Origin of the sequence: Algoriphagus chordae (assembly GCF_003254055.1) — a bacterium.
Taxonomy (GTDB): Bacteria; Bacteroidota; Bacteroidia; order Cytophagales; family Cyclobacteriaceae; genus Algoriphagus; species Algoriphagus chordae.
Genome location: NZ_QKZT01000030.1, coordinates 15223 through 40259, shown reverse-complemented (window position 1 = coordinate 40259; position 25037 = coordinate 15223). Strand labels below are relative to the sequence as shown.

At 42.5% G+C, this 25037-nt stretch carries 21 protein-coding genes and 1 tRNA gene; 17 read left to right on the top strand and 5 right to left on the bottom strand.

Annotated elements, in window-relative coordinates:
• Positions 1–283 (top strand): hypothetical protein (locus tag LV85_RS22125; RefSeq protein ID WP_158531225.1); only part of this gene is annotated, 283 nt, incomplete at its 5' end.
• Between the two features lie 77 nt (positions 284–360).
• On the opposite strand, the gene LV85_RS21140 is transcribed toward LV85_RS22125, so the two are convergent.
• Genes LV85_RS21140 through LV85_RS21125 form a run of 4 tightly spaced genes read right to left on the bottom strand, consistent with a single transcriptional unit; the run spans position 361 to position 6654 of the window.
• Positions 361–3534, bottom strand: a complete 3174-nt coding sequence (locus tag LV85_RS21140; RefSeq protein WP_111323199.1) for an efflux RND transporter permease subunit — start codon at positions 3532–3534, stop codon at positions 361–363.
• Between the two features lie 32 nt (positions 3535–3566).
• Positions 3567–4679 carry an efflux RND transporter periplasmic adaptor subunit gene (locus tag LV85_RS21135; RefSeq protein WP_111323197.1) on the bottom strand — a complete coding sequence of 371 codons (1113 nt, stop codon included), beginning with the start codon at positions 4677–4679 and terminating at the stop codon, positions 3567–3569.
• Positions 4680–4711: 32 nt separating this feature from the next.
• Complete coding sequence (locus tag LV85_RS21130; protein ID WP_111323195.1) at positions 4712–6031, bottom strand: TolC family protein; 1320 nt, start codon at positions 6029–6031, stop codon at positions 4712–4714.
• Positions 6032–6075: 44 nt separating this feature from the next.
• Positions 6076–6654: a TetR/AcrR family transcriptional regulator gene (locus LV85_RS21125; RefSeq protein ID WP_158531224.1), complete on the bottom strand. Its 579-nt coding sequence runs from the start codon at positions 6652–6654 to the stop codon at positions 6076–6078.
• Between the two features lie 233 nt (positions 6655–6887).
• On the opposite strand from LV85_RS21125, the gene LV85_RS21120 reads away from it, so the two are divergent.
• From LV85_RS21120 to LV85_RS22270, 16 genes are all read left to right on the top strand, one after another.
• Positions 6888–6969, top strand: a tRNA-Leu gene (locus LV85_RS21120).
• Between the two features lie 116 nt (positions 6970–7085).
• Positions 7086–7928, top strand: a complete 843-nt coding sequence (locus LV85_RS21115) for an alpha/beta hydrolase (RefSeq protein WP_111323191.1) — start codon at positions 7086–7088, stop codon at positions 7926–7928.
• An 87-nt stretch (positions 7929–8015) separates the two neighbouring features.
• On the top strand, positions 8016–9158 hold the full coding sequence (locus LV85_RS21110; RefSeq protein ID WP_111323189.1) for a 1-acyl-sn-glycerol-3-phosphate acyltransferase: 1143 nt from the start codon (positions 8016–8018) through the stop codon (positions 9156–9158).
• Positions 9155–9724, top strand: a complete 570-nt coding sequence (locus LV85_RS21105; protein WP_111323187.1) for a peptidylprolyl isomerase — start codon at positions 9155–9157, stop codon at positions 9722–9724. Before LV85_RS21110 ends, LV85_RS21105 begins: the two co-directional genes overlap by 4 nt.
• A gap of 46 nt (positions 9725–9770) precedes the next feature.
• A complete protein-coding gene (locus LV85_RS21100; protein ID WP_111323185.1) occupies positions 9771–12893 on the top strand; it encodes an AsmA family protein in 3123 nt (1040 codons plus the stop codon).
• Between the two features lie 23 nt (positions 12894–12916).
• Entirely contained in the window at positions 12917–13996 is a 1080-nt protein-coding gene (locus tag LV85_RS21095) for a Gfo/Idh/MocA family protein (RefSeq protein WP_111323183.1), read from the top strand.
• A 60-nt stretch (positions 13997–14056) separates the two neighbouring features.
• Positions 14057–14815, top strand: coding sequence for an SDR family NAD(P)-dependent oxidoreductase (locus LV85_RS21090; protein WP_111323181.1), 759 nt, complete (start codon positions 14057–14059; stop codon positions 14813–14815).
• A gap of 379 nt (positions 14816–15194) precedes the next feature.
• Positions 15195–16055 (top strand): fumarylacetoacetate hydrolase family protein, encoded by an 861-nt coding sequence (locus tag LV85_RS21085; protein WP_111323179.1) that lies wholly within the window; start codon positions 15195–15197, stop codon positions 16053–16055.
• Positions 16052–16876, top strand: coding sequence for an amidohydrolase family protein (locus LV85_RS21080; RefSeq protein ID WP_111323177.1), 825 nt, complete (start codon positions 16052–16054; stop codon positions 16874–16876). The genes LV85_RS21085 and LV85_RS21080 overlap by 4 nt, the downstream gene beginning before the upstream one ends.
• Positions 16877–17496: 620 nt before the next feature.
• The gene (locus LV85_RS21075; protein WP_111323175.1) at positions 17497–18261 is read left to right on the top strand and encodes an L-fucose dehydrogenase; all 765 of its coding nucleotides are present in this window, start codon (positions 17497–17499) and stop codon (positions 18259–18261) included.
• Between the two features lie 8 nt (positions 18262–18269).
• The gene (gene fucP, locus LV85_RS21070; protein WP_111323173.1) at positions 18270–19580 is read left to right on the top strand and encodes an L-fucose:H+ symporter permease; all 1311 of its coding nucleotides are present in this window, start codon (positions 18270–18272) and stop codon (positions 19578–19580) included.
• Between the two features lie 117 nt (positions 19581–19697).
• A complete protein-coding gene (locus LV85_RS21065; protein WP_111323171.1) occupies positions 19698–20039 on the top strand; it encodes an L-rhamnose mutarotase in 342 nt (113 codons plus the stop codon).
• Between the two features lie 11 nt (positions 20040–20050).
• Positions 20051–20965, top strand: a complete 915-nt coding sequence (locus LV85_RS21060) for an alpha/beta hydrolase (protein ID WP_111323169.1) — start codon at positions 20051–20053, stop codon at positions 20963–20965.
• A gap of 523 nt (positions 20966–21488) precedes the next feature.
• Positions 21489–22178 (top strand): HAD family hydrolase, encoded by a 690-nt coding sequence (locus LV85_RS21055; RefSeq protein ID WP_111323167.1) that lies wholly within the window; start codon positions 21489–21491, stop codon positions 22176–22178.
• An 80-nt stretch (positions 22179–22258) separates the two neighbouring features.
• Positions 22259–22462 carry a hypothetical protein gene (locus LV85_RS21050; protein WP_111323165.1) on the top strand — a complete coding sequence of 68 codons (204 nt, stop codon included), beginning with the start codon at positions 22259–22261 and terminating at the stop codon, positions 22460–22462.
• Entirely contained in the window at positions 22459–22647 is a 189-nt protein-coding gene (locus LV85_RS22270) for a hypothetical protein (RefSeq protein ID WP_211318453.1), read from the top strand. The genes LV85_RS21050 and LV85_RS22270 overlap by 4 nt, the downstream gene beginning before the upstream one ends.
• A gap of 411 nt (positions 22648–23058) precedes the next feature.
• Here the strand turns inward: LV85_RS22270 and LV85_RS21040 are convergent, their stop codons facing one another.
• Complete coding sequence (locus tag LV85_RS21040; protein WP_111323163.1) at positions 23059–24804, bottom strand: ABC transporter ATP-binding protein; 1746 nt, start codon at positions 24802–24804, stop codon at positions 23059–23061.
• Positions 24805–25037: the final 233 nt, after the last annotated feature.

Genomic DNA, 25037 nt, shown 5'->3' with positions numbered 1-25037 from the left:
TTTTTGCTTACAGGATTTCTGGGCAACAGAAGCCTCGTTCAGATTCATCATGGTAGCTTATAACCTAATGAGTTTATTCCGTCATTTTGCGCTGAATCATCATAATCGGGCCACCTTAAAAACACTGAAATCCTATTGCTTTGCATTAGGAGCATGGAAGGTAAATCATGCCAATAAGCAGGTATTGAAAATCTCATTACCTGCTAAAAAGAGGCCTTGGATGGATGGGATATTTGCCCAAATTCAAAACATAAGCCCTCCATTCAATTATTCTAATGCATAATGCGGGTTAAAAAAAAAAATGCCCCCATCAAGCTTTTCGCTTTCTGGGGGCATTTTAATTATAATTAGAGAAATTACTTAATGATTCTCATGCTGTGAAGGATCATAGCTGGCTTCCAACTCTGCCAAGGTCTTTTTGCCGTAGGCGATTTTGGTAATCACCACATACAAAACCGGCACAAAGAAGATCGCCAGGAAAGTCGCTGCAAGCATCCCTCCGATTACCGTGAAACCAATCGTCTGTCTAGCCACAGCACCGGCACCATTGGAGATCGCCAAGGGTACAACTCCTAGAATAAACGCAAGCGAAGTCATGATAATCGGACGAAGTCTCAGCTTCACCGCCTCCAGTGTAGCCTGAAGCAATGGCATACCTACATCCACCCGCTCTTTGGCAAATTCCACAATCAGGATGGCATTTTTCGCCGCCAAACCTATTAGCGTAATCAAACCAATCTGCGCATAGATGTTATTATCCAACTTAGGCAAGAAATGTAACGCGATAATCGCACCAAAAGCACCAAGTGGCAATGCCAACAATACAGAGAATGGAACTGACCAACTTTCATACAAGGCCGCCAAAAGCAAGGATACTAGCACAATTGCCAAGGCAAAGATCAGAATTGTACTGCTTCCAGAGGAAAGTTCTTCCCTACTCAAGCCAGAAAAGTCATACCCATAACCTGCTGGCAATGTCTGCGCAGCCACTTCTTCCAAAGCAGCCAAGGCTTGACCTGAACTGTAGCCAGGCGCCGCATTCCCGTTGACTTCAGCAGAACGGAACAAGTTGTAGTGGGAAATCACCGGAGCATTTTCCACCACTTCATAACTTATCAAAGCACTTAGCGGCACGGATTCTCCGCCGTTACTCTGCACATAGTACTGCTCCAAATTATTTATCCCAGCTCGGTAGGCTGTATCAGCTTGCGCCACCACACGGAAGTTTCGGCCATATCTGGTAAAGTCATTGACATAGGAACTACCCATGTAATTTGACATGGTTGTGAAAATCTCAGTAAGAGGCACGCCCAATTTCTTGGCTTTTTCTCTGTCCACCGTCACATGGTAACCGGGAGTTTTGGCCGTAAAGAAACTATAGGCCATCGCAATCTCAGGACGCTGGTTTGCTGCGGCAAGGAATTGACCCAATGCACCCTCAAACTCCTTGATATCACCTACAGCAGAGCGTTGCTCTAGCATAAAACTGAATCCACCCGTAGAACCTAAACCTGGAATTGCCGGAGGCGGAACGACCACTATGTTTCCTTCGGTAATAGCGGCAAACTTCTTGTTGAGCGTTGCCAACATGCCTCCCAGCTGCAATGAAGCATCTTTTCTGTCATCCCAAGGATCCATCTGAACGAAGAAAGTTGCGGCGTTTGGCTTGAAGGAGAAGTTGATCACGTTCAATCCACCGATACCAGTGACATGATTGATACCTTCTGTTTCCTCCAGAATCGTATTCATTTTCTGCATCACCGCCTGAGTTCTGTTGCTGGCAGCACCTTCGGGCAATTGAAGGGTCACATATAATCTTCCCTCATCTTCCGTAGGTAAGAAACCAGTTGGTTTGGTTTGGAAAAGGCCATAGGTTCCTGCGAAAATACACACCAGTAAAATCAATACCAGAGGTGAACGTTTGATACTGGTTTTCACTCCATTTGTATAACTTTTTGTGGTACGTTCAAACCACAAGTTAAACTTGTAGAAGAACTTGTTCAGCCCTTTACCATTCTCATTTACCTCAGAAGGTTTTAGAAGAAGCGTACATAGCGCCGGAGTCAAACTCAAAGCCACAAAAGCAGAAATCAGTACAGAAATGGCAATGGTAATTGCAAACTGCTGATACATTCTACCCACAATCCCTGGAATAAATCCTACCGGAATAAATACTGCTGCCAAAATCAATGCAATCGCAATAACCGGCGCAGTGATATCTTTCATCGCAAGGCGAGTTGCTTCCTTCGCAGAAATCTTCCTGGAATCTATGTAATGCTGCACGGCTTCCACTACCACAATCGCATCATCCACCACAATACCGATCGCCAATACGAACCCAAATAGCGTCAGCGTATTGATGGTAAATCCAAGAAGAGGGAAGAAAATAAAGGTACCGATGATAGAAACCGGAATTGCCAACACAGGAACCAACGTAGCTCTCCAACTCTGCAAGAATAAGAAAACTACTAGGATCACGAGAATCAACGCCTCCACGAAGGTGTGCATCACTTCGTTGATCGACACTTCTACTACAGATACCGATTCAAATGGAACCGTATAAGTCATGTCGGTTGGAAAGCTCTTTTTCAATTCATCCAAAGCAGCATAAACCCCTTCGGCTGTTTCCAATGCATTACTTCCCGGAGCTTGGTAAACAAGCAAAATCGCTGCTTCTTCACCATCCAAGGTAGAATACCTACCATAATCAAACTGCCCCAACTCTATTCTTGCTACATCTTTCAGGTAAACTATTGAGCCGTCCTGAGGGTTTGATCTTAGCACTATATCGTCAAATTCTTCAGCTCTTTCTAACCTACCATTTACGGTAATAGGATATTCGAAAGCCTGCGTATCATACTGAGGCATACTTCCTACTGTTCCGGCTGCTACCTGTAAGTTTTGCTCCTGAATGGCAGCCGTCACTTCCCGAGCAGAAATACCGTATTGAGCCAATTTATCAGGTTTTAGCCAAACCCGCATACTGAAATCCTGACCGATGGCAGTAATATCCCCTACTCCATTGACACGAAGAAGTGCATCCTTGATAAAGATGTTCGCGTAATTGGAAAGAAATTTGGAATCATGCGTCCCTTCAGGAGAAGTAATACTCAACACCATCATAATGGATGGGTTTCTCTTTCTCACAGTCACCCCTAGTCGACGAACAGCTTCCGGAAGAGATGGCTCAGCAATAGAAACCCTATTTTGAACATCCAGAGTAGCAATGTTAATATCCGTCCCTACTTCGAAGGTGACGTTCATTTGCATCTGACCGGTACTGGTATTATTAGAGGAAATATAAGCCATCCCCGGAGTACCATTTACCTGGGTTTCTATGGGAGTAGCGACCGTCTGCTCCACCGTCTTTGCATCTGCACCCGTGTAATTGGCTGACACCGAAACTACAGGTGGAGTAATGTCAGGATACTGTGTAACTGGGAGATTTAAAATTGCTAAAACACCGACCATCACGATGACGATCGAAATCACCATTGCTGTTACTGGCCGTTTTATAAATACGTCTGATATCATTAGTTAATTATCAAGTCTTATGGAAAAAGAATTTATTGGGCTGAACTCTGCTCAGTGATCTGAGCTCCTTCACCTAGCTTCTGAATGCCGGTAACCACTATTTTGGCACCTTCCTGCACTCCGCTTCGCACTACTATTCCCTCTCCTATTTGAGTGCCCAAAATCACATTTTGTTGCTTCACAGTATTGTCTGGCTGAACCACATAGACAAAGTATTCACCCATCTGCTCAGTCACAGCTCGGTAAGGAATCACCACTTGCTCTCCTATATCTTGATTCAGCACCATCAGGTTTACAGTCATCCCGGCGATAAGATCACGCTCAGGGTTTGGGAATTGCACACGTAAACTAATTGTACCAGACTGTCTTCCTACGGCTCTATCAATGGTTGTGAATTTGCCATTGTAAGGATATACAGACCCATCGCTGAATTTGATTCTAAACAAGGAATCTGGTGTATTCTCTGCTTTCAGCATTTTGTTGAATCGAGGGATTTCACGTTCGTTGATCACGAAATTCAAGGACATAGGATCATTGGAAGAAAGTGTATTCAAAAGTGGCTGACCAGGAGAAACCTGCGTACCCAATCTCACCTGGGAAATCCCAACAGTTCCATCAAACGGCGCTACCAGTACCGAATAGCCGAAATCTGTTGAAGCAGATTCTAACTGAGCTTTCGCAGAGCTCAATTGAGCCTTACCATTCAGCAATTCTGTTTGTGCGTGATCTAAGGTCTGCTTTGCGATAGCATCCTGCTCATCTAATCTTTTATAACGATCATAATCCTTTTCCAATCGAGCAAGATTTGCTTCAGCGCTTGCCACCAATGCCTCTGCCTGCTGTCTTGAAGCCGCATATTTGCTACGGTCTATTTCATATAGCTTCTGCCCTTTCTTCACTTCCTGTCCATCTTGCACATAGATATTTGTAATGTATCCACCTATCTGAGGACGAATTTCCACTTCGTTGAGCGGAACTAGAGTTGCTGGGTATTCGTCCATGCCTGTCACGGACTTTTTTACCAAAGTATAAGTAGTGACCGATACGGCAGGAGGAGCTTGTTGCGCCTGGTCTTGTTTTGATCCACAGGAGCTAATCCCTAAAATCAATGCCGAAAAAGCTACGAGTTTGTATGATAATTTCATCTGTATAGTATTGTTTGTAGAGGGGATTCTAATTAGTTGATTGTGCCTAATGCTTTTTCTAGATCTAGCTTATTTTCCAAGACCTGATAGAATGCATTGATATGATTAATCTGAGCGTTTTGAAGATCAGTTTCTGCTACTACCAACTCCACGTAAGCTTTGATTCCTTCATCATATTGCATCTTGATGATGTTGTACACTTCCTCAGCCATGACCATATTTTCGCGGATCAGCTGCCATTCATACACACTGGAATTATAGTCCGCTAGTGCTGAAGTATATTCTGTTTTAATCTGATTGCTGAGATTTTCGATTTCTATCACTCCACGATCTACCTGTAGCTCGGCAGCTTTCACTCTATGGATGCGCTTGCCTCCCTGAAAAATCGGGATCGATAGATTTACTCCCACTGAGGAAATAGGGTATGCTCCTTTGTACAAGTCTGTAAAACTTGAATTGAAATAATTCCAATTATATCTGTAATAAGCGGACAGCTCAGGCAGGTAATTCCACCTTTCGTAACTGGTCTGAATCTCATTCAGCGTTTGCTGGGTTTGCAATAATTGGTATTCAACGCGATTCTCAAGAATCAAGGGGTCGCTTGCATTACCAGCAATTTCCCCAGCCGCTCCTTGTATATCAAAATCAATAGTAAAATTCAAGCTATCTGGATAACCCATCAATTGCTTGAGATAATCATATTTTGCCTCAAAAGAATTTGCCACTCTATTTCGGTCACTCTTCACATTAGTCAAAGCAATCGACGCACGCTGATAATCCGTCTTATCCACCAAACCAGCTTCAAAACGACTGTAAGCATCTTTGTACTGCTTTTCCAAACGTCCCAGATTTTGATCCAAGATTTTGATTTGCTCTTCTGATAGAAGAATTGAGTAAAAGGCCTTACTCACATCCACGACAGCATTGATTTTGGCGTTTTCTATTACCTTTTGAAGTTGCTGACGGTAATATTTCGAAGTCTTCGAGGCGAAAAGTTGATCGCGATTAAACAGGGTCTGATCTGCCTGAAGTAGGACATTGGAGTTGTACTTCTGACCAAAAGTGATCAACTGATCTCCAATGATCTGCTGTTGCAGCTTGATATTATAAGCCCCAGCAGCAGAAGCTGTGATCTGAGGATACCAATCTGCCAAATTAGATTTGATATTTCGGTCTCCAATCTCTTCATCGATCTGTGCCTGCCGGACTATTGGACTCTGAATCAGTGCATACTCCACCACTTGATCCAAAGTCAGCACGCCTTGGGGCACTGAATTTTCTTCCTGACTGTAGGCGGTTTTTGACAAGAGCAACACACTCAGCCCGACCAACAGTAAACGTTTGTTGAACATCTGTTTAATAATTAATAGGTTTGGTTTGAAAAAGGGTCTTTGGGTTATTTTGCCTTGATACCATCCCAGATCAAATGGGATATCTCATCCAGGCTCATATTATTTCTGGCAAGCTTCTTCTTAAAGTTCTTTTTGATCCCAACGATTGAATTCACATTGGTATTCACTAGAATGGAAAGGACTATAGGGTTTAGTTCCTTAATTTCTCCTAGTTTAATTCCATCTTCGAAGAAAGAATTAGCGTAATCATGCCAGGCATTTGGCTTCTTTTGCAAATCTTCAGAATTGAACGGAGACTTCAGAAACTGATCATAAAACCCATGGATAGAGGGATTTAGCTCATAAAAATCGGTTAAACTTTTCCAATAAGTATAAAACCGATCTTTAAATGGCGATAAATTATCATCACGTTCAGATACATATTTTTTGATCTCCTCTACTACATATTCATAGATCCCTATGATCAAGGCATCCTTATTCTCAAAATAAGTATAGATGGTACCTGACGCTACTCCGGCATTTTTGGCAACCATACTTACAGGGCAGCCATGAAAACCGTGCTCCTGAACTAAATCGAGCGCGCTTTTGATGATACACTTTCTTTTATCTAATAAACTATCCATAGACATATCGACTGAATGAACGTTCAATCATTTAACTATTCCAAAAGTTCCAGTTAGGGAAAAAATTGTTAAGAAATTTTAATAATGTCCAAATACCCAAATCATCGCGAAAATAAACCACTTGAAAATGAATCAGTTCTGACCTTGGAATGGCAGTTTTCAGATATTTAGCTAGATATTAATATTATTTCAATCTGAGAATTGCTAACATTGCATCCCAATAGAAAACAGCTGCGGATGTGGCGAAATTGGTAGACGCACTAGACTTAGGATCTAGCGCCGCGAGGCATGGGGGTTCGAGTCCCTCTATCCGCACTAAGACCTCTCAGGAAACTGGGAGGTCTTTTTTATTTTTAGACAATCACAATTCAGTGTGGATCTTTGCTATAATCACTATTTTGTAACCTCAACAAACCCAAGCAAACCTTCTCATGAGAAAATTTCTTATTCCTTTATTCCTACTTCCTACTTTACTTTTTGCGCAAGCGAAAGTCGACACCATAGAAGTTTATAGCGAAGCCATGAACAAATCGCTGAAAGTGGCAGTCACCAGCCCGTCTAGCTATGACGGTAATAAACAATTCCCCACACTTTATTTACTACATGGAGGATCTGGAGCTTTTAGCGATTGGCATCAAAAAGTAACAGAACCTGGACTAGTCAATCGCATGGCTGAAGAATACGATTTGATCATCGTCACACCTGGAGTTGGACCTTCTAGCTATTACTTCAATAGCCCAATCATGGATTCGGTGCAATACGAAACTTACATTACCTCAGAACTTATTCCCCATATCGACAAATCTTACAGGACTTTGGCCAAGAAAGAATCCCGAGCCATCACAGGCCTATCTATGGGAGGTCATGGGGCGATAACCCTAAGTGCCAAGCATCCTGATTTGTTCGTTGCGGCTACCAGCATGAGTGGCGTGATGAATATTGACACCAGAACCTGGACTGTGCCTGAAGACTTCAGCAATCTTCGCCGAACGCAGCAACAGGCAATGTTGGGAGATATTCAATATGATGCTCCCTTTAGCAATTTCACTGCGGTTGGTCTCGTTGATAAGATGAAGGCAAATGGAATTGCCCTGCTGATCGAATGTGGTGTGGACGATTTCTTGCTGGCTACCAATAGACTGATACACCAATTACTCCTAGAAAATGGTACTCCGCATGATTATGCCGAGCGACCTGGAGCACATACTTGGGAGTATTGGACCAATGCCCTCCCCTACCATTTGCTATTCATCGATAAGCATCTGGCGCATTAGTCCTAATGTTTATTACCTTTGACTATGTAAATTAGCTTAGAATTCTAAGCTAAATTTTGCTTTTTGCAAATCACCCAAAAGATAATTATGTCGCAATTTGATTCAATCAGGCCATTTTATGATGCAGAAGCTAATGCTGCTATCCGCAAGATCGTAGATGATCCTATGCTGGAGGCCATGATGAGTTTCACATTTCCTACAGATACTAAGGAGCATTGGAAAGATCTGATGGTTCACACACATTCATTGAGAGACTTCCAGGTAAACTTTATATATCCTGGCGTGCAAAAAGTCCTGGAAAAAAGCTCTGAAGGCTTGAGTACAGGTGGTTTTGATCAATTGGAATCCAATACCGCTTACCTTTTTATATCAAATCACCGCGATATTATTTTAGACACCTCGCTGCTAAATTCATGTCTCTATGAAAACTCTTTGGTCTTGACGACTTCGGCAATTGGGGATAATTTGATTCAAAAACCATTTTTACATACGCTCTCTCGATTGAATAGAAACTTTGCTATCAAACGAGGATTGCAAGGACGCGCACTGCTCGAAAGTTCGCAAATGGCTTCCGCCTACATCAAAAAGTCACTTATCTCTGAAAACAGATCCGTATGGACAGCACAACGAGAAGGCAGGACAAAAGATGGAAATGATGCGACGCATCGTGGAGTTTTGAAAATGCTGACCCTCTCCGAAGAAGGACAAAATCCATTTGGATATTTTGAAAAAATCAAGGTGGTGCCTATTTCAATTTCTTATGAATATGATCCTACGGACGTATTGAAGATGCCTGAATGGCTAGCCAAGGCTCGAGATGAAAAGTATGTAAAGGGAGAAAATGAAGACTTTTTAAATCTCCTACGCGGTATAATCGGGACTAAAAAGCGAATTCACCTTCAGGTAAATGGCCTCTTGGATAAGGAAATTGCAGAAATCTCCAAGATGGAGCTTAGCCAGCCTGACAAACTCAGTAAGCTGGCAGAATGTATAGATCAAAAAATCTGGGCTGGCTATAAGCTATGGCCTAGTAATTATATAGCCCATGATTTACTCTATGGGGATGAGGAATATGTGGATTTCTATACTGCAGATGAAAAGAAATCTTTTGAGAAGAGAATGAATGAAAAAGTCAACACCAAAAATGAATTCCTGATCAAAAGCTTCCTGGCCATGTATGCTAATCCAGTAAATAACCAAAAGGCAGCACTTAATCCGATAAACCTATGAAGAAGCTGATTTCTAGTGTGTTTTTCCTTTTAAGTATAGGTTTTGTACATGCACAAGAAACAGTACCCGTAGGTCAAATCATCACCCCTTATGGCGAAATCCTGATTCGTCTCGACGAGCGAACTCCGAATCACAAGGAGAGCTTTATAGAATTAGCTGAAGCAGGGTATTGGGACTCTCTGACATTCAACCGTGTCATTCCAAACTTTGTAGCCCAGGGTGGCTGTCCCGACACAGAGGAAGGATTCAATGATCCTGAATATTTACTTGAGCCAGAGTATGTGCCAGAATTGACACATGTTTATGGTGCTGTGGGGGCTGGAAGAGACGATAATCCAGGGAAGTTATCCGCGAGATGTCAGTTCTATATCGTTCAAAATCCTGATGGACTTCACAGACTGGATGGTGATTACACGGTTTTTGGACATGTGATCAAAGGCATGAGTGTGATAGAACAAATCGTCAGAGTAAAGAGAGACAGTAAAGATGAACCTATCAAACCTATTAGCCTACAGGTGAAAATTATCTCTCTTGATAAAGCTGTAGTAGAGAAAAATCAAAATTGATGGAGTAATTTAGTCTCTACCCCTCCTATAAACACAAAACAGCTACATGAAACAGCCTTTCTATAAAGGGAAAACCATCAAATATATTCTAGGTTTTCTAGGACTGTTCTTCATATTTTTACTCACTTTCCCGCTCCTTTTCAAGGAGAAAATTCAACTAAAACTTCAACAACTGCTGGACAATCAGCTACAGACTGAAGTCCAGTTCTCAAAGGTTGGCCTTACTTTTTTCCGCCATTTCCCTTCGCTGACGGTCACCATGGATGAGCTATTCATCGCAGGATCTGCTCCCTTTGAACATGACACCTTACTTTATACCAAGCAATTAGATCTCGGCATCAATATCCCTTCGCTTTTCTCTGACAATTATAAAGTAGATAAGCTTTACCTGAATGAAGCAGTCATCAAAGTTTTGCGGGACAACAAGGGCTTAGCAAATTTTGACATCTTAAAACCATCTACGGACAGTACAGCAACGGATACTTCGTCGGGAAACTTAGACTTGGAAATAGAAGGCTTCTTTTTGAAAAACAGCTACTTTCTCTATCAGGATATTTCCTTGGATATGGTCTGTGAGGCCAGTCAATTGAATTATAAAGGCGGTGGAAATTTAGCGGATGATATTCTCACCTTGGGCAGTGATATTGATATTCAAGAATTCAGATTGGTCTATGAGGACTTCCCGATTTTCAATAGAAACAGAGTTTCAGCAAGTCTGCAGACCCTAATTAATACCGAATCCACAGAGTTGACTTTCGTTAGAAACGAACTCAAAATCAATGATTTACCCGTAAATTTCGTAGGAAAGCTTGAATTCCTAGAGGGTGGTTATGACATGAACTTTGTGTTGGAATCCTTCAATGCACAGCTGAAAGATATGCTTTCGGTGATTCCTGCTGATTTGATGCCTAGCTATGGAGAGACTACTATTCGCGGAACTGGCGATATCGTCGGGTCATTTCAGGGACTTTACTTACCAGCAGAAGATCAGATGCCAGCACTGGTCATGAACCTTCAGGTTCGCGATGGATTCCTAGAACATAAAGCTGCCTCCACTCCTATCGAAAATCTTAGACTCAGCATGAATGTCATGATCCCGAAGTTGGATCCTGACTTGACTCGCGTGGATATTGACAGCATTGGTTTTTCTCTTGGCGAGGGCTTTTTGAAGGGAAATATGCATCTGGCGGAGTTTAATCCTATGCAGATAAATGCTGATCTGGATGCTAAACTAGATCTGGGGGTATTGAACGAAGCGCTAGGAACTGAATCGCTAGACTTCAGAGGCATGCTGGATCTTCAGCTAAAATCTCGTGGTTTCTACGTCACGTCGAAAGATCCTAAAAGCCTGCGTGAACCTAAGTACATCACGAGCTCTGTTCCCGTATTTTCCTTTTCAGCTGGCCTTTCCGAAGGTTACCTCAAATGGGCTGAGCTTCCAGAGGCGATCAAAGACATCTCGATTGATCTCCAAATAAATAGTCCAGACAGTTTGCCAGAGCATATAGGCGTTGATTTTAAAAAGATCCATTTTCAGGTATTGGATCAGATCAGCGATGGATATTTTGCATATAATAAAAATCGAGATCAGGCAGTTGACGCTGAGATCAACAGCAGGTTCAACCTTGCTGATATCCCAAAATTCTACCCCTTGGATTCAGGTTATCAGCTCAGGGGTATGCTCAATACGAGGCTTGTGGCAAAGGGTAATTTCAATAAGGAGCAGAAAACCATCCCTATTATTGATACTGACTTTCAGCTTACAGACGGATATATTTTAACGCCATATCACTCCGAAGCGATCAAAGATCTGAGACTCTCGCTCAAGATGCAAAGCAGCAATACTGCCTACTCTGATCTCAAATTCCAGATAGAACCCATCCAATTTAACTTTGGCAATAACCCATTCACAGTCAGCGCGAATCTGGAAAATCTGGATGACATCCGCTATGATTTGAGTTCCAAAGGAAGGCTGGACTTGGGTGAGCTTTACAAGGTATTTGGACAAGAGGACATGTCTATCGACGGCTACCTGATCACAGATGTGAATCTGAAAGGCCTACAAAGTGACGCAATGAATGGAAGACTTCAAAACCTTCACAATCAAGGAACTATAGATGTAGAGAAAATTCTCGTCAGAACTCAATTGCTTCCTGAGCCTGTAAGACTAGAGAAAGGAAAACTGGAATTCGATCAGGACAAAATAAGCTTCCAAAACTTCCTCTTTGGCTATGAGAAAAATGAAATCAAAGCGGATGGTTACCTGAACAATTATATGGGCTACCTGACCAATTCTGATCAGCTTTTGAAAGGAAAGCTTGAGCTTGCTTCCTCCTATATCAATCTGGATGATTTTGCTTTTTTCGGAGAAAGTAATGAAGTAGAAATCGATAGCATCGGGGAAGTGACGGGCGTGATCGTGCCGCCTATGAATATGGACCTGACGGTAAAAGCAACAGTGGATTCCATGAAATTCGGAGAGCTTAAAATGAAGAATTTCAAGGGAGAGATCAACACAAAACCAGGCCAGCTTTCCCTGAACAAAACCAGTTTTGAGATAATCGGTGCTAGCGTGGAAATGACAGGAAAGTACCTAGCCTCCACTCCATTCGCCGCCAATTTCGACTACCAGATCGACGCCAAGGAATTTGACATCCATCGTGCTTATGAGGAGATTCCACTTTTCCGTGAAATGGCTTCTTTCGCAGAATATGCCAGTGGGCAAGCTTCGCTAACTTACGAACTTGCGGGCAGGTTGAATGCTAACATGGAACCTGTGCTACCTTCTATAGTCGGAGAAGGCACTTTGGGACTAAAAGCGATCAAGTTGAAAGGATTCAAGCTCATGAACTCCATCGCCAAGGAAACAGAAAATGAAGAGCTGGAAGATCCCGAACTCAATGATGTGGAGATCCAGACCAGTATAGCAAACAACCTAATGACCATTCCTCGCACCAAAATGAGAATCGCAGGTTTCCGACCTCGCTTCGAAGGTCAAGTCAGCCTAGACGGAGATATGAGCATTGGCTTACGACTAGGACTTCCTCCACTGGGCATCTTCGGCGTTCCTATCAAAATCACTGGAAATGCTGAAGATTATAAAATGCAGGTGGGTAAGGTTTCGAAGGAAGATGAGCTGGAGGAAATCGTCGATGATAAAGAAAATTAGCAACTAGTAAAGACCCGAAATATATGAGTGCATCAAAACCAATTAGAATCCTCGTAGTAGGCTGTGGAAATATGGGCATCGCTCATGCTACTGCATACCACAATTTCCCTGAATTCGAAATCTGTGGACTAGTCTCACGGGGTGATTCCAAAAGCAAACTCAACGAACAACTCCAAGGCAATTATCCGCTTTTTTCAGACTTCGAGGAGGCCTTATCTGAATCCAAACCTGATGCAGTTTGCATTTCTACTTATCCAGATACGCATGAGGAATTTGCGGTAAAATCCTTAGAAGCAGGCTGTCATATTTTCATCGAGAAGCCTCTGGCAGATACAATTCTTGGCTGTGAAAGAATAATTTCAAAAGCGAAAGAAGCAGACAAAAAGGTAATCGTAGGCTATATTTTGAGGCATCATCCTTCTTGGATCCGATTTATCGAAGAAGCCGAAAAGCTAGGTAAACCGCTGGTGATGCGAATGAATCTCAATCAGCAAAGTCAGGGCTACATGTGGGATGTGCACAGAAATCTGATGAAAAGCCTTAGTCCGATTGTGGATTGTGGTGTTCATTACATCGATGTAATGTGCCAGATGACTCGTTCTAAACCTATGTCGGTTTCAGCGATTGGCGCTAGACTGACGGATGATATTTCTGCAGACAATTACAATTACGGCCAACTTCAGATTCGCTTTGAGGATGGTTCTGTAGGCTGGTATGAAGCAGGTTGGGGACCGATGGTCTCTGAGACCGCCTTCTTTGTGAAAGATGTTTTTGGTCCAAAAGGTTCTGTTTCCATCACGGCAAAGGATGCTGGCTCAAGTGGGCAATCGGATAATGTGGATTCACATACCAAAACTGAATCCATCCGAGTTCATCATGCCGCTATTGATTCGGAAAACAAGTTTACCAAAGCGGATGAATGGATAGACTTGAAAGACGAACCAGATCATCAAGAACTTTGCAATCGTGAGCAACGCTATTTTCTCAAAGCCATCCTAGAAAACATCAATCTGGATGATCACATGGAGGATGCGTTAAATAGTCTGAAAATCGCTTTTGCCTGTGATGAATCGGTAAAAACCGGAGAAACAGTTAAATTATAATCTATGGAAATTATTTTGGGAATATAGGTCAAACAGCCTAATTTCAGTTTTACTTTAATTATGAAAAACAAAACAGTACTTATTACAGGCGGAGCATCAGGAATCGGACTAGCAATGGTCCAGGTTTTTGCAGCTAAAGGAACCAAAGTTTACTTCATTGACATCAATCCTGAAATTGGAGAAAAAGTAGCTCAGGATGAGCGAGCCAAGGGTTATGACGTCAGCTTTCTTTGCGGTAGCGTAGCTGATGCAGCAGAATCTGAAGCTTTGATCAATTCTATCCCAGAGAAAATCGATACACTAATCAACAATGCTGGCGTCTCACATGTGGGAAAAGTAGAAACAACTTCGGTTGAAGACTTCGACAGAGTATTCCAAGTGAATGTAAAGGGCATGTTCAACTGCATCAAAGCAGCACTTCCAAAATTGAAAGAAAACGGAGGTGGCTCAATATTGAATATGGCTTCTGTGGCTGCTACGATTGGTATTCCGGATCGTTTTGCTTACAGCATGACTAAGGGCGCGGCACTTTCCATGACTTTGAGCGTGGCTAGGGATTATGTTGCTGATGGCATTCGATGCAATTGCTTGTCTCCGGGACGTGTTCATACACCTTTTGTAGATGGCTTTTTGGCCAAAAACTATCCAGGTCAAGAAAAGGAAATGTTTGAGAAACTTGCCGCTACTCAACCGGTAGGCAGAATGGCGACTCCTTCAGAAGTCGCTGAACTTGCTTATTTTGTGAGTGCGGACACTGGAAGCTTTATCACAGGAACCAATATCCCAATTGACGGAGGATTTTTGGGGCTGAAAATGTGAGGAAAAGGATGTCCGATGACCGATGCCCTAGAATCACAAAATATCCAAGAATATACGAGCGTCTGTAAGTCAGTCTGCGTATTAAATATTCTTTGAACATACAAAAATGAAATGACAGTCATTTGTTTTGGAACCATAACCATGGTCACCTTGAGCGCTTGAGAGACGAGAGTCTCGAATTCGAAAGGTTCTCGACTTCGCTCGAACTGACCAGCTTTTGATGTCCTCAAATCAATCTGTCATTGGTAGCGAAGTCGAAGACATCTATGTAAACATTGACTCTCTCTTCTTCACTCTAATATCCTGATTCTAAAATCTAATATCTTGCGTCTTGATATAAAGTCTTAATACTTGATACTAACTACTTAACACTTATAAAATGAAACTTATACGATTCGGCGAGGCCGGCAAAGAAAAACCAGGAATCCAAAGTGCTTCAGGCAAATACCTAGATTGCTCAGGGTTCAAAGAAGACTGGAATGAAGAATTTTTTACTAATAATGGAATTGCCAGACTTGAAGAGTGGCTTGACGCTAATCAGGAGAATTTGAATGAAATCCCTACTGGTTCCAGACTTGGATCACCGATCGCCAGACCTTCGAAGATCATCTGCATAGGTTTGAACTACCGCATGCATGCCATCGAATCAGGAATGCCTGTGCCAGAAGTTCCGATCATTTTCATGAAAGCTACTTCCTCGCTTTGCGGGCCATTTGATAATATTTTGATCCCAAAAAACTCTGTGAAAACTGACTGGGAAGTTGAATTGGCAGTGGTGATCGGCAAGCGTGCAAAATATGTAAGCAAGGAAAATGCGATGGAATATGTGGCTGGTTACTGTGTACACAATGACGTGTCTGAGCGTGATTTCCAACTGCATCACGGAGGTCAGTGGGTGAAAGGAAAAAGTGCAGATAACTTCGCGCCTCTTGGGCCAGTTTTGGTGACCAAAACTGAGATTGAAGATCCACATAACCTGAGACTTTGGCTGAAACTGAATGGTAAAATGCTACAGGATAGCAACACCTCTGATTTGGTTTTTGATATCCCAGAATTGATCGAGCATCTAAGCCAGTACATGACTTTATTGCCTGGTGATGTGATTTCCACTGGAACTCCAGCGGGTGTTGGTCTTGGTTTGACTCCTCCCACTTACCTGAAAGAAGGTGATGTGGTAGAGCTAGGAATCGATGGACTTGGCGAATCAAAACAAACAGCTATCAACGACCCTGAGGCATGAGACTGGATTCACACCAGCACTTTTGGAAATACAATCCACAAAAACACTCCTGGATCACCGACGACATGAAGGTGATCCAGCGGGATTTTCTTCCTGAAGATCTTATTCCGATTTTGGCCGAGCACCAGATTGATGGTTGTGTAGCGGTTCAGGCGGACGAGAGCTTTCGGGAAACTGCCTTTCTATGTGATTTGGCAGAAGAACACGAGCAAATCAAAGCCGTCGTGGGCTGGGCTGATCTGGGAAGCGATGATATAGATAAGGATCTGGATCTCTTTGCTTCGCAAAAAAAGCTCAAAGGCTACCGTGAAATCCTGCAGTCAAAAAATGTGGATTACATGCTGCGTAAGGAGTTTATCCGTGGCATTGAGAAAATTGGAAAGCGAGGATACACCTACGATATTCTGATTTTACACACGCAATTGGAAGCCGCTTTGCAGTTTGTGAAAAAGGCTCCCGAGCAACCCTTTGTGATCGACCATATTGCCAAGCCAAATATCAAGTTGGGTATTTGGAGAGAGTGGAAAAAGGAAATGGCACCTTTGGCAGAGCGGGATTACATTTATTGTAAAGTGTCTGGAATGATCACCGAAGCCGATTGGAAAAAGTGGACAGTAAAAGAGCTACAAGTTTATCTTGATGTGGCACTTGAGTTATTCGGGCCGAAGCGCTTGATGTTTGGCAGCGATTGGCCAGTCTGCAAAATCGCGGGAGAATACGAGCAGGTGTTGGAGGTAATTGAGCGATTCACTGATAAACTTTCCAAAACAGAAAAAGAAGCTATTATGGGAAATACGGCGGCGGAGTTTTACGGGATTTGAAAAGTAATTTGATTTTCATCTCATAAAATAGTCCCCAGCCTGGGGACCAATTGGAAATGAATTATTTTCTAATTTGAAAAAGAAAAGCTACTCATATTAATTTGGTTTGGTGTAGTTTTTTCAGATCATCAAATTGTCGTGCCACTGTCACGACAATTGAGTTGATCGTATTTTATTGAGCTATTCAAATAAATAAAGCTTAAAGCCATATTTTGAAACCATGAATAAAAAATATGGAGTTAAATACTAAAACCTGAAGGGCTGACAAGATTATAGCTTTTCATTATTTTGGAAGTAAAAACCCCGAAGGGGTGATATTATTCACAGAATTGATAGAATGAACAGCGATAATTCCACCCTATCAGGGTTAGCCTATTAAGATTTGTCTTTTTGCTATAATAATTTCAGTCCCATAGGGCTTGAACAAACTGGAAAAAGCAATTTTCCTACGCAACTTATAGAAGAATTGGAATAGAATTAATTTCAAATTTGAAAAGGAAAAATCTACTCCGAATGTAGTTTACGAGTTTATTTGGCTATCCACAAAAGTGTCGCCAGTGGCGATAGAATTGTTCTGGAGTCATTTTAGTGAAAAATAGATCATAAAAAATTATTATATAATGAACCTAAACCTAAGCAATAAAGTCATCCTCATCTCTGGTGGAGCCAAAGGAATCGGTGGAGCAATCTCCAGAGGATTGATTACCGAAGGTGCCATTCCAGTGATGATAGACCCCTCGGAAAAAGAAGGGGCAGAAATCCTCGCCTTGGGAGAAGCTTTTCAAATTCCCATTCGAATCTTTGCAGCTGCTGATTCGGAAAAAGTAGTCCAACTTACACTTGAGAAATACGGAAGAATAGACGGACTAGTAAATAACGCCGGAGCAAATGATGGTGTAGGATTGGAAAACGGAAGTCCAGAAGCATTTGAAAAATCCGTAGCCAAAAACCTAAATCACTATTATCACTTGGCGCATTTTGCCCTACCGCATTTGAAAAAAGCAAAAGGAAGTATCATCAATATCAGCAGCAAAACGGCCGTCACTGGCCAGGGAGGCACCTCAGGGTACACCGCTGCCAAAGGAGCTCAACTCTCTCTTACCCGAGAATGGGCGGTGGAACTTCTTCCCTACGAGATCACCGTCAACGCCATCATCCCAGCTGAAGTATTTACCCCGCTTTACGAAAACTGGATCAATACATTTCCTAACCCAAGCGAGAGACTAGCAGAAATCACTGCCAAAATCCCGCTGGGTAAACGCATGACTACCCCAGAGGAAATCGCCGCAATGGCAATATTCTTACTTTCCGACAAAGCCGAACATATCACCGGACAGCATCTATTTGTAGATGGCGGATACACCCATCTTGACAGAGCCTTATAACAAAACCCATGACCCAAAAACCTGTATTAGTACCCAAGGAATTAATCGTCCCATTTATTCTTATCACCTCCCTATTCGCACTCTGGGGCTTCGCAAATGACATCACCAATCCCATGGTGGCAGCATTTAAGCGAGTCCTCGAACTGAATAACACCCAAGCTTCTTGGGTGCAAATGGCATTTTATGGAGGTTACTTCACTATGGCTTTGCCTGCCGCATTCTTCATCAAAAAGTATTCTTATAAAACTGGAATCTTGCTCGGTTTAGGGCTTTACGGATTTGGTGCCTTGCTATTTTATCCAGCAGCAGCCTGGGAGAGTTATGGCTTTTTCCTTGCCTCCTTGTATATTCTCACCTTTGGTTTAGCCTTTCTTGAGACTACTGCCAATCCCTACATCTTGTCTATGGGTCCTGAGGCCACGGCAACGCAACGATTGAATCTTGCACAGGCATTCAACCCTATGGGAGCATTGGCTGGTTTGTTTGTGGCCAAGCAATTTATCTTGAATGCACTTCAATCGAATGAAACTGATGCAGATGGAAATATCATTTTCAACTCCCTTGATGAAGCTGCAAAGGCAGTAATTCGGTCGGCAGATTTGATGGTCATCCGAAATCCCTATGTGATGCTTGGCTTGGTAGTAATCGCAATTCTAGTAGTCATTGCGCTAATGAAAATGCCTGAAAGTAAGGAGACTGGTAAGGTAGAGTTCAAGGCCACCATGGGACGCTTGTTGAAAAATAGAAATTTCGTAGAAGGCACCCTTGCACAAATGTTCTATGTAGGTGCACAAATCATGGTTTGGACCTACATCTATCAATATGCAGAAGTGCTTGGAATCTCCAATGCCGATGCAGTAAATTATGGTTACACAGCGTTGGTTGTCTTTCTAGTAGGACGATGGATATGTACCTTTTTGCTTCGTTACATCTCCCCTACCAAATTGCTCAGTATCTTCTCAGTACTTGCTATTTTATTTACCGCAGGAGCGATTTTCCTCCCAGGAATGGCTGGTCTTTATTCTTTGGTTGCGATTTCCTTCGCGATGTCTCTGATGTTCCCTACTATTTACGGGATTGCATTGGACGGCTTAGGCGAGGATTCGAAGTTTGCCGCTGCGTACCTCGTGATGGCTATCGTAGGTGGCGCAGTGATGCCAACCCTACAGGGAATGATCATGGACATCGGTGGATCCGGATATGATGACACACTGATCCTAGGCGTGCCAGAAGTTAATTTCTCCTTCATCCTTCCTCTCGCCTGCTTTGTGATGGTGCTTTTGTTTAGCTTGAGAGTGAAGAAAGTTGAAAAATTATAAGTACTTGTCCGCCCTGGCGGATTGGAAGATTATTCAATCGTAATGCAATAACAATTCTGGCGCAAGTCATGAGACTTGAACTAGTAAAGTTTTGAACTAATTGAAAGAAATTGAAACATGAAAACCGAAACATTTATTTTAATATGTGATCTCAAAGATACTGAGGAAGCTAAGCTGGGATATGACGAATGTCATAAAGCTGTTGCGCCGGAGATCATTGAGAGTATCCGCGAGGCCGGAGTTCTACAAATGACCATTTATCGCTGGGAAAACCGACTTACCATGATACTAGTGGCAGATGAAGACTTCTCTTTTGAAAAGAAGGCCAAAATGGACTTGGCGAATCCTCATGTCCAAGAATGGGAAAAATTCCTAAGTAACTATCAAACCAATTTGCCTGGAACTCCGGAGAACTGGAGATGGGCACCTATGGACAAAGTCTTTGATTTCCACGCCTAACATACAAACCGATGAAAAAGCTACTAACTGTACTGTGTATGACTTTGATTAGCCTCCTAGTCAATGCCCAAGAAATTATACTTCCGCTTTGGGAAGGAATTCCACCACTTCAGAAGGATATGGGTTTGGAGGAAAAAGCAGTGGAAGAGGGTATCATTAGAATTGAAAATGTACAGATTCCACAGATCGAAGTTTTCCTGCCAAGTAAGCAAATGCGCACTGGTCAAGCAGTGGTAATTTTTCCAGGAGGCGGATATCATATATTGGCTTACGACTGGGAAGGCAGAGACTTTGCCAAGTGGCTAAATACACAGGGAATTGTCGGAATTGTAGTGAAATACAGACTGCCGGATTCCAAATCCCTGACAGATGCGAAGGAGGTTCCATTACTTGATGCGCAGCGGGCAGTTCGCCTGGTCAGACATCATGCGGAAGAGTGGAAAATCGATCCTGCTCGAGTTGGCGTTCTGGGCTTTTCTGCTGGAGGGCATTTAGCTTCTACCGTCAGCACCCAGTATGCGCAGGAGGTAGATAGGCAAAAGGATGCTGTCGATGCGCTTTCTGCCCGTCCTGATTTCTCTATTCTAGCTTATCCTGTGATTTCCTTTAGAGATGCGAGTGCGCACTCAGGTTCCCGAAAAAATCTAATCGGTGAAAATGCCAGCCAAGAATTGATTGATCGCTTTTCTAGCGAATTGAACGTAACTGCTGAAACTCCGCCTACCTTCTTGGTACATGCGCAGGACGATGGGGGCGTTCCTATCCAGAACAGTTTGCTCTACTACGATGCTCTGAATGCCAATAAAGTCCCAGCTTCTTTACATATCTATCCTAAAGGAGGTCATGGCTTCGGTTTTGGTCTAGGAAAAGGCCCGGTTTCGGGTTGGAGAGATGTGTTGTTGGATTGGATGGTTGATTTGAAGTAGGGGGTTTTTGGTTGTTGGTTGTTCGTTAGAAGTTAGAGGTAAGAGGTGAAAAGTGAGTGGTAAGAGTTAAGTTGTTGGTTTGTCACCCTGAGCGAAGTCGAAGGGTAATAAAAAACAATAATAACAAGACTTCGATCCCGATGCCCATACAGGACGCTACCAATGACGATTGATATGAGGACACCGAAAGCTGGTCAGTTCGAGTAAGAAAAATTTAGAATTTACAAAAGAGTGATGACGGTGTCTGCCTGAGCACTTGAGAGACGATAGTCTCGAAATCGAAGGCTTCTTAAAATAAGTAAGTGAAGCTATTGTCCTCGACTTCGCTCGGACTGACACGATTTGCGGTGAAAATTATAACCCTCATAAAATCATAATCCATCATTGCGAGCGAAGTGAAGTAATCTCGCTCAATCATACCTAGATTGCTTCGGTCGTTCCTCCCTCGCAATGACGAAACCCTCTATTCTACCTTTCAATTTTACAACCTTAGATCTTTCCAACTAATTAGTTTTACAATCAGATGATAAAAGTAATAGCCTTCGACGCAGACGACACACTTTGGGTGAATGAACCATTTTTTCGCGAAGCTGAAGAGGAATTTGCCAGCTTGATGGAAGGGTTTATGCCTAGGCACAGCAGCATCAAGGAGCTTTATCTCACAGAGATTGGAAACCTGGGTCTTTACGGCTACGGGATCAAAGGTTTTATGCTCTCGATGATCCAAACAGCCTTACGGATTTCAGAACACAAAATTCCAGTTAAAGCGATTGACAAAATCTTAGAGATCGGATATGAAATGATGCAAAAGCCAGTGGAGATTCTGCCTGGTGTCGAGGAGGTTTTAGTAGCCTTACATGACGACTATCGTCTGGTGATGGCCACCAAAGGCGATCTGGTAGATCAGGAGAGAAAGCTCAAAAAGTCAGGATTGGATCATTATTTCCATCACATCGAAATTATGAGTGAAAAGAAGGTTGCTGATTTCGCCAAACTCGTCCGACATCTTGATGTAGCACCTGAAGAATTTCTGATGATGGGAAACAGCTTGAAATCTGATGTCCTACCGGTATTGGAACTTGGAGGTCATGCCATTCATATCCCCTATCACATCACTTGGGAGCACGAGCGAATCGAGCACGAAGTCAAACATGACAATTTCTATCAAGCCGAAAACATTATAGAAGTAGTTGGGCTGATCAGAGGAATGTAATAGAGTCTTCTATATTCAAAATCATTCGTTAAAAACGCACAATTATTGTATTTTAGTCCAGTATTCTCATTTTGGATAAAATGGAAAAAGTTAGAAAAATAGCATTAGTTGCAAACCATATTAAAGCTGACGATGAAGATCCGAGAGATGTGATTTTTTGGATGAATAAATCAAGTTCCGAAAGACTTAAAGAAGTATATCGTTTACGAAAAAATTATTACACTTGGTCAAATGGTTTTTATCCTTCCAAAATTGAAAAGGTAGTTCATTTCGAAAAACTATGATATTTGAAGAGGATTTTGTTGATTTTATAGAATTGCTCAACAAATACAAAGTTGAATATTTGATCATTGGAGCCCATGCACTTGCCTATCATGGCCGACCTAGACACACGGGCGATCTCGATATTTGGATCAATCCAAATTCAGAAAACGCTTCAAAATTAATGATTTTGGTTTTGGATCTCTAAGATTATCTGTCGCAGATTTTTTAAAAGAGGGATACGTCACTCAACTTGGTTATCCCCCGCTTTGAATTGATATTCTAAATTCAATTTCAGGTGTTGAATTCAATAAAGCTTATCAGTCAAAGATTAGCACCACGATTGACCAACTCAAGGTCAATTTCATTAACCTTCCAGAATTCATTAAGAATAAAGAAGCAACGGGCAGAGCCAAAGATTTAGGAGATATAGAATCCTTGAAAAATGACGACACCCAAGATATCTAGAAAGTAAAGTTGAATTTATAAAGGATTTTACCTTTCTAAAGAAGTCTAGCTGATCGTATTTCAGATTTCTAAATCTAAAATACGATTAGCTAAGGGACACCTTGATACCACAAACATGCACCGGACATCGAGCATCCGACACCTAACAACCCTATATCCTCGACTGATAGGTATACAACTGATAATATCTCCCTTCCAAGGCAATCAATTCATCATGCTTGCCACGCTCGACGATATCACCTTTTTCCACGACCAAAATCTGATCAGCCTGGCGAATGGTACTTAAGCGGTGAGCAATCACAAAGGTCGTTCTGCCTTTCATCAACTCCTTCAAACTCGCCTGAATCAAGGTCTCAGACTCTGTATCCAGATTGGAAGTAGCCTCATCCAGAATCAAAATCCTAGGGTCTGCCAGGATTGCTCTGGCGATGGCTATACGCTGTCTTTGTCCGCCAGAGAGCTTCACTCCCCTTTCTCCGATCATCGTATCCAGACCATCCTCAAATCGATCAGTAAACTCTTGCACGTGAGCTGCTACTACTGCATTTTGTAAATCTTCAAGACTTGCATCTGGTCTAGGAAACAGAATATTCTCTCTGATCGTCCCTTCAAACAGAAAATCATCCTGAAGCACCACTCCAAGTTTAGAGCGAAAGGAATCCAGAGTTATTGTCTGTAGATCATTTCCATCCAAGGTGATTGTACCCGAATCTGGGCTCAAAAAAGTAGCAGCAAGTCCAGCGATAGTTGTTTTCCCAGAGCCAGAAGTTCCCACCAAGGCGGTTACCGAACCAGCAGGCGCATGGAAACTCACGCCCTTAATCACTTCCTTATCTTCCTCGTAAGCAAATGATACATTATCAAATTGAATGTCTCCTCTAAACTCCTTGAGAGCCAGCGTTCGGGTGCGATCATCTGCCTCCAGCGGAGTATTCATAATTTCCTCTGTCCTATCCAAACCCGCAAAAGCCTCCGTAAGCTGAGACCCAATATTGGACATCTGCACGATTGGCGCGATCATAAAACCCAAGTAAAGTGTGAACGCCAGAAAATCTCCAAAGGTCATCTCTCCTTGCATTATCATATACCCACCCATTCCCATAATTCCAGCGGATGCCAAACCCAAGAGCAGCGCTCCCGCTGAAGTCACGAAACTCGTAGCTGTCAAACTTGCTTTTACATTCTGGAAAAGATCATCTACGCCTTTGGCAAAGGTATTTATCTCCTGCTGCTCGGCATTGAAGCCTTTGATGACCCGAATTCCTCCCAGTGTCTCGGTCAATCTGCCAGTCACCTGTGCATTGATTTTTCCACGCTCCCTAAAGATTGGTCGGATTCTTCCAAATGCCTTTAGAGAGACCAATCCAAAGATTACCACAGGAAGCAACACGTAAAGTGTCATCATGGGGCTGATGCTGATCAATAGAAATAAGGAGATCACTGCAGTCAGAATTCCTCCGATCATCTGTGCGAAGCCTGTTCCAACCAGATTTCGAACTCCTTCCACATCAGTCATGATTCGGGATACCAGCTCACCTGTTTTCGCATTATCGAAAAAGCGGATAGGAAGTTTGATGATATGTGCCTGAACCTGAGACCTTAGCTTAGAGATGAGGTTCTGAGCCTCTACACTCAGTATCTGGGTCAATGCATAAGATGTCACCGACTGCACTACGATAGCCAATACTACTCCTCCGATCAGCCATTTCAACATGGTCATATCATTGGAAGGAATGACATCATCGATGAGGATTTTACTTGCTCCAGGCAGCACCAAACTGGCTAGACGGGAAATGATGATCAGAAACAACCCTAAAAATAATTGCTTTCTCCTTGGCCAAATAATAGTCTTAAAGACCTGTGCCATGGTCACTTTACGCTCTGCTTTCTTAGCCATGAAATAATGTGTTTGGTCTGAAAAACCCCATTTTGGGCATGTCAGTTCCAAAAGGGATCTAGTTCGTCTATATAAGGCTTAATCTTATGTCTCCAATACTGCTAAGCAGCCATTAAGATTGGAAATCTTACTTCTCAAATTCTATTTTTTGGGTAATACCATTTACACCCTTTAAATTATAGTCAGAAGAAATGAACAGCTAATTTTGGTTATGTGCCAGTCTGCCCTCAGTC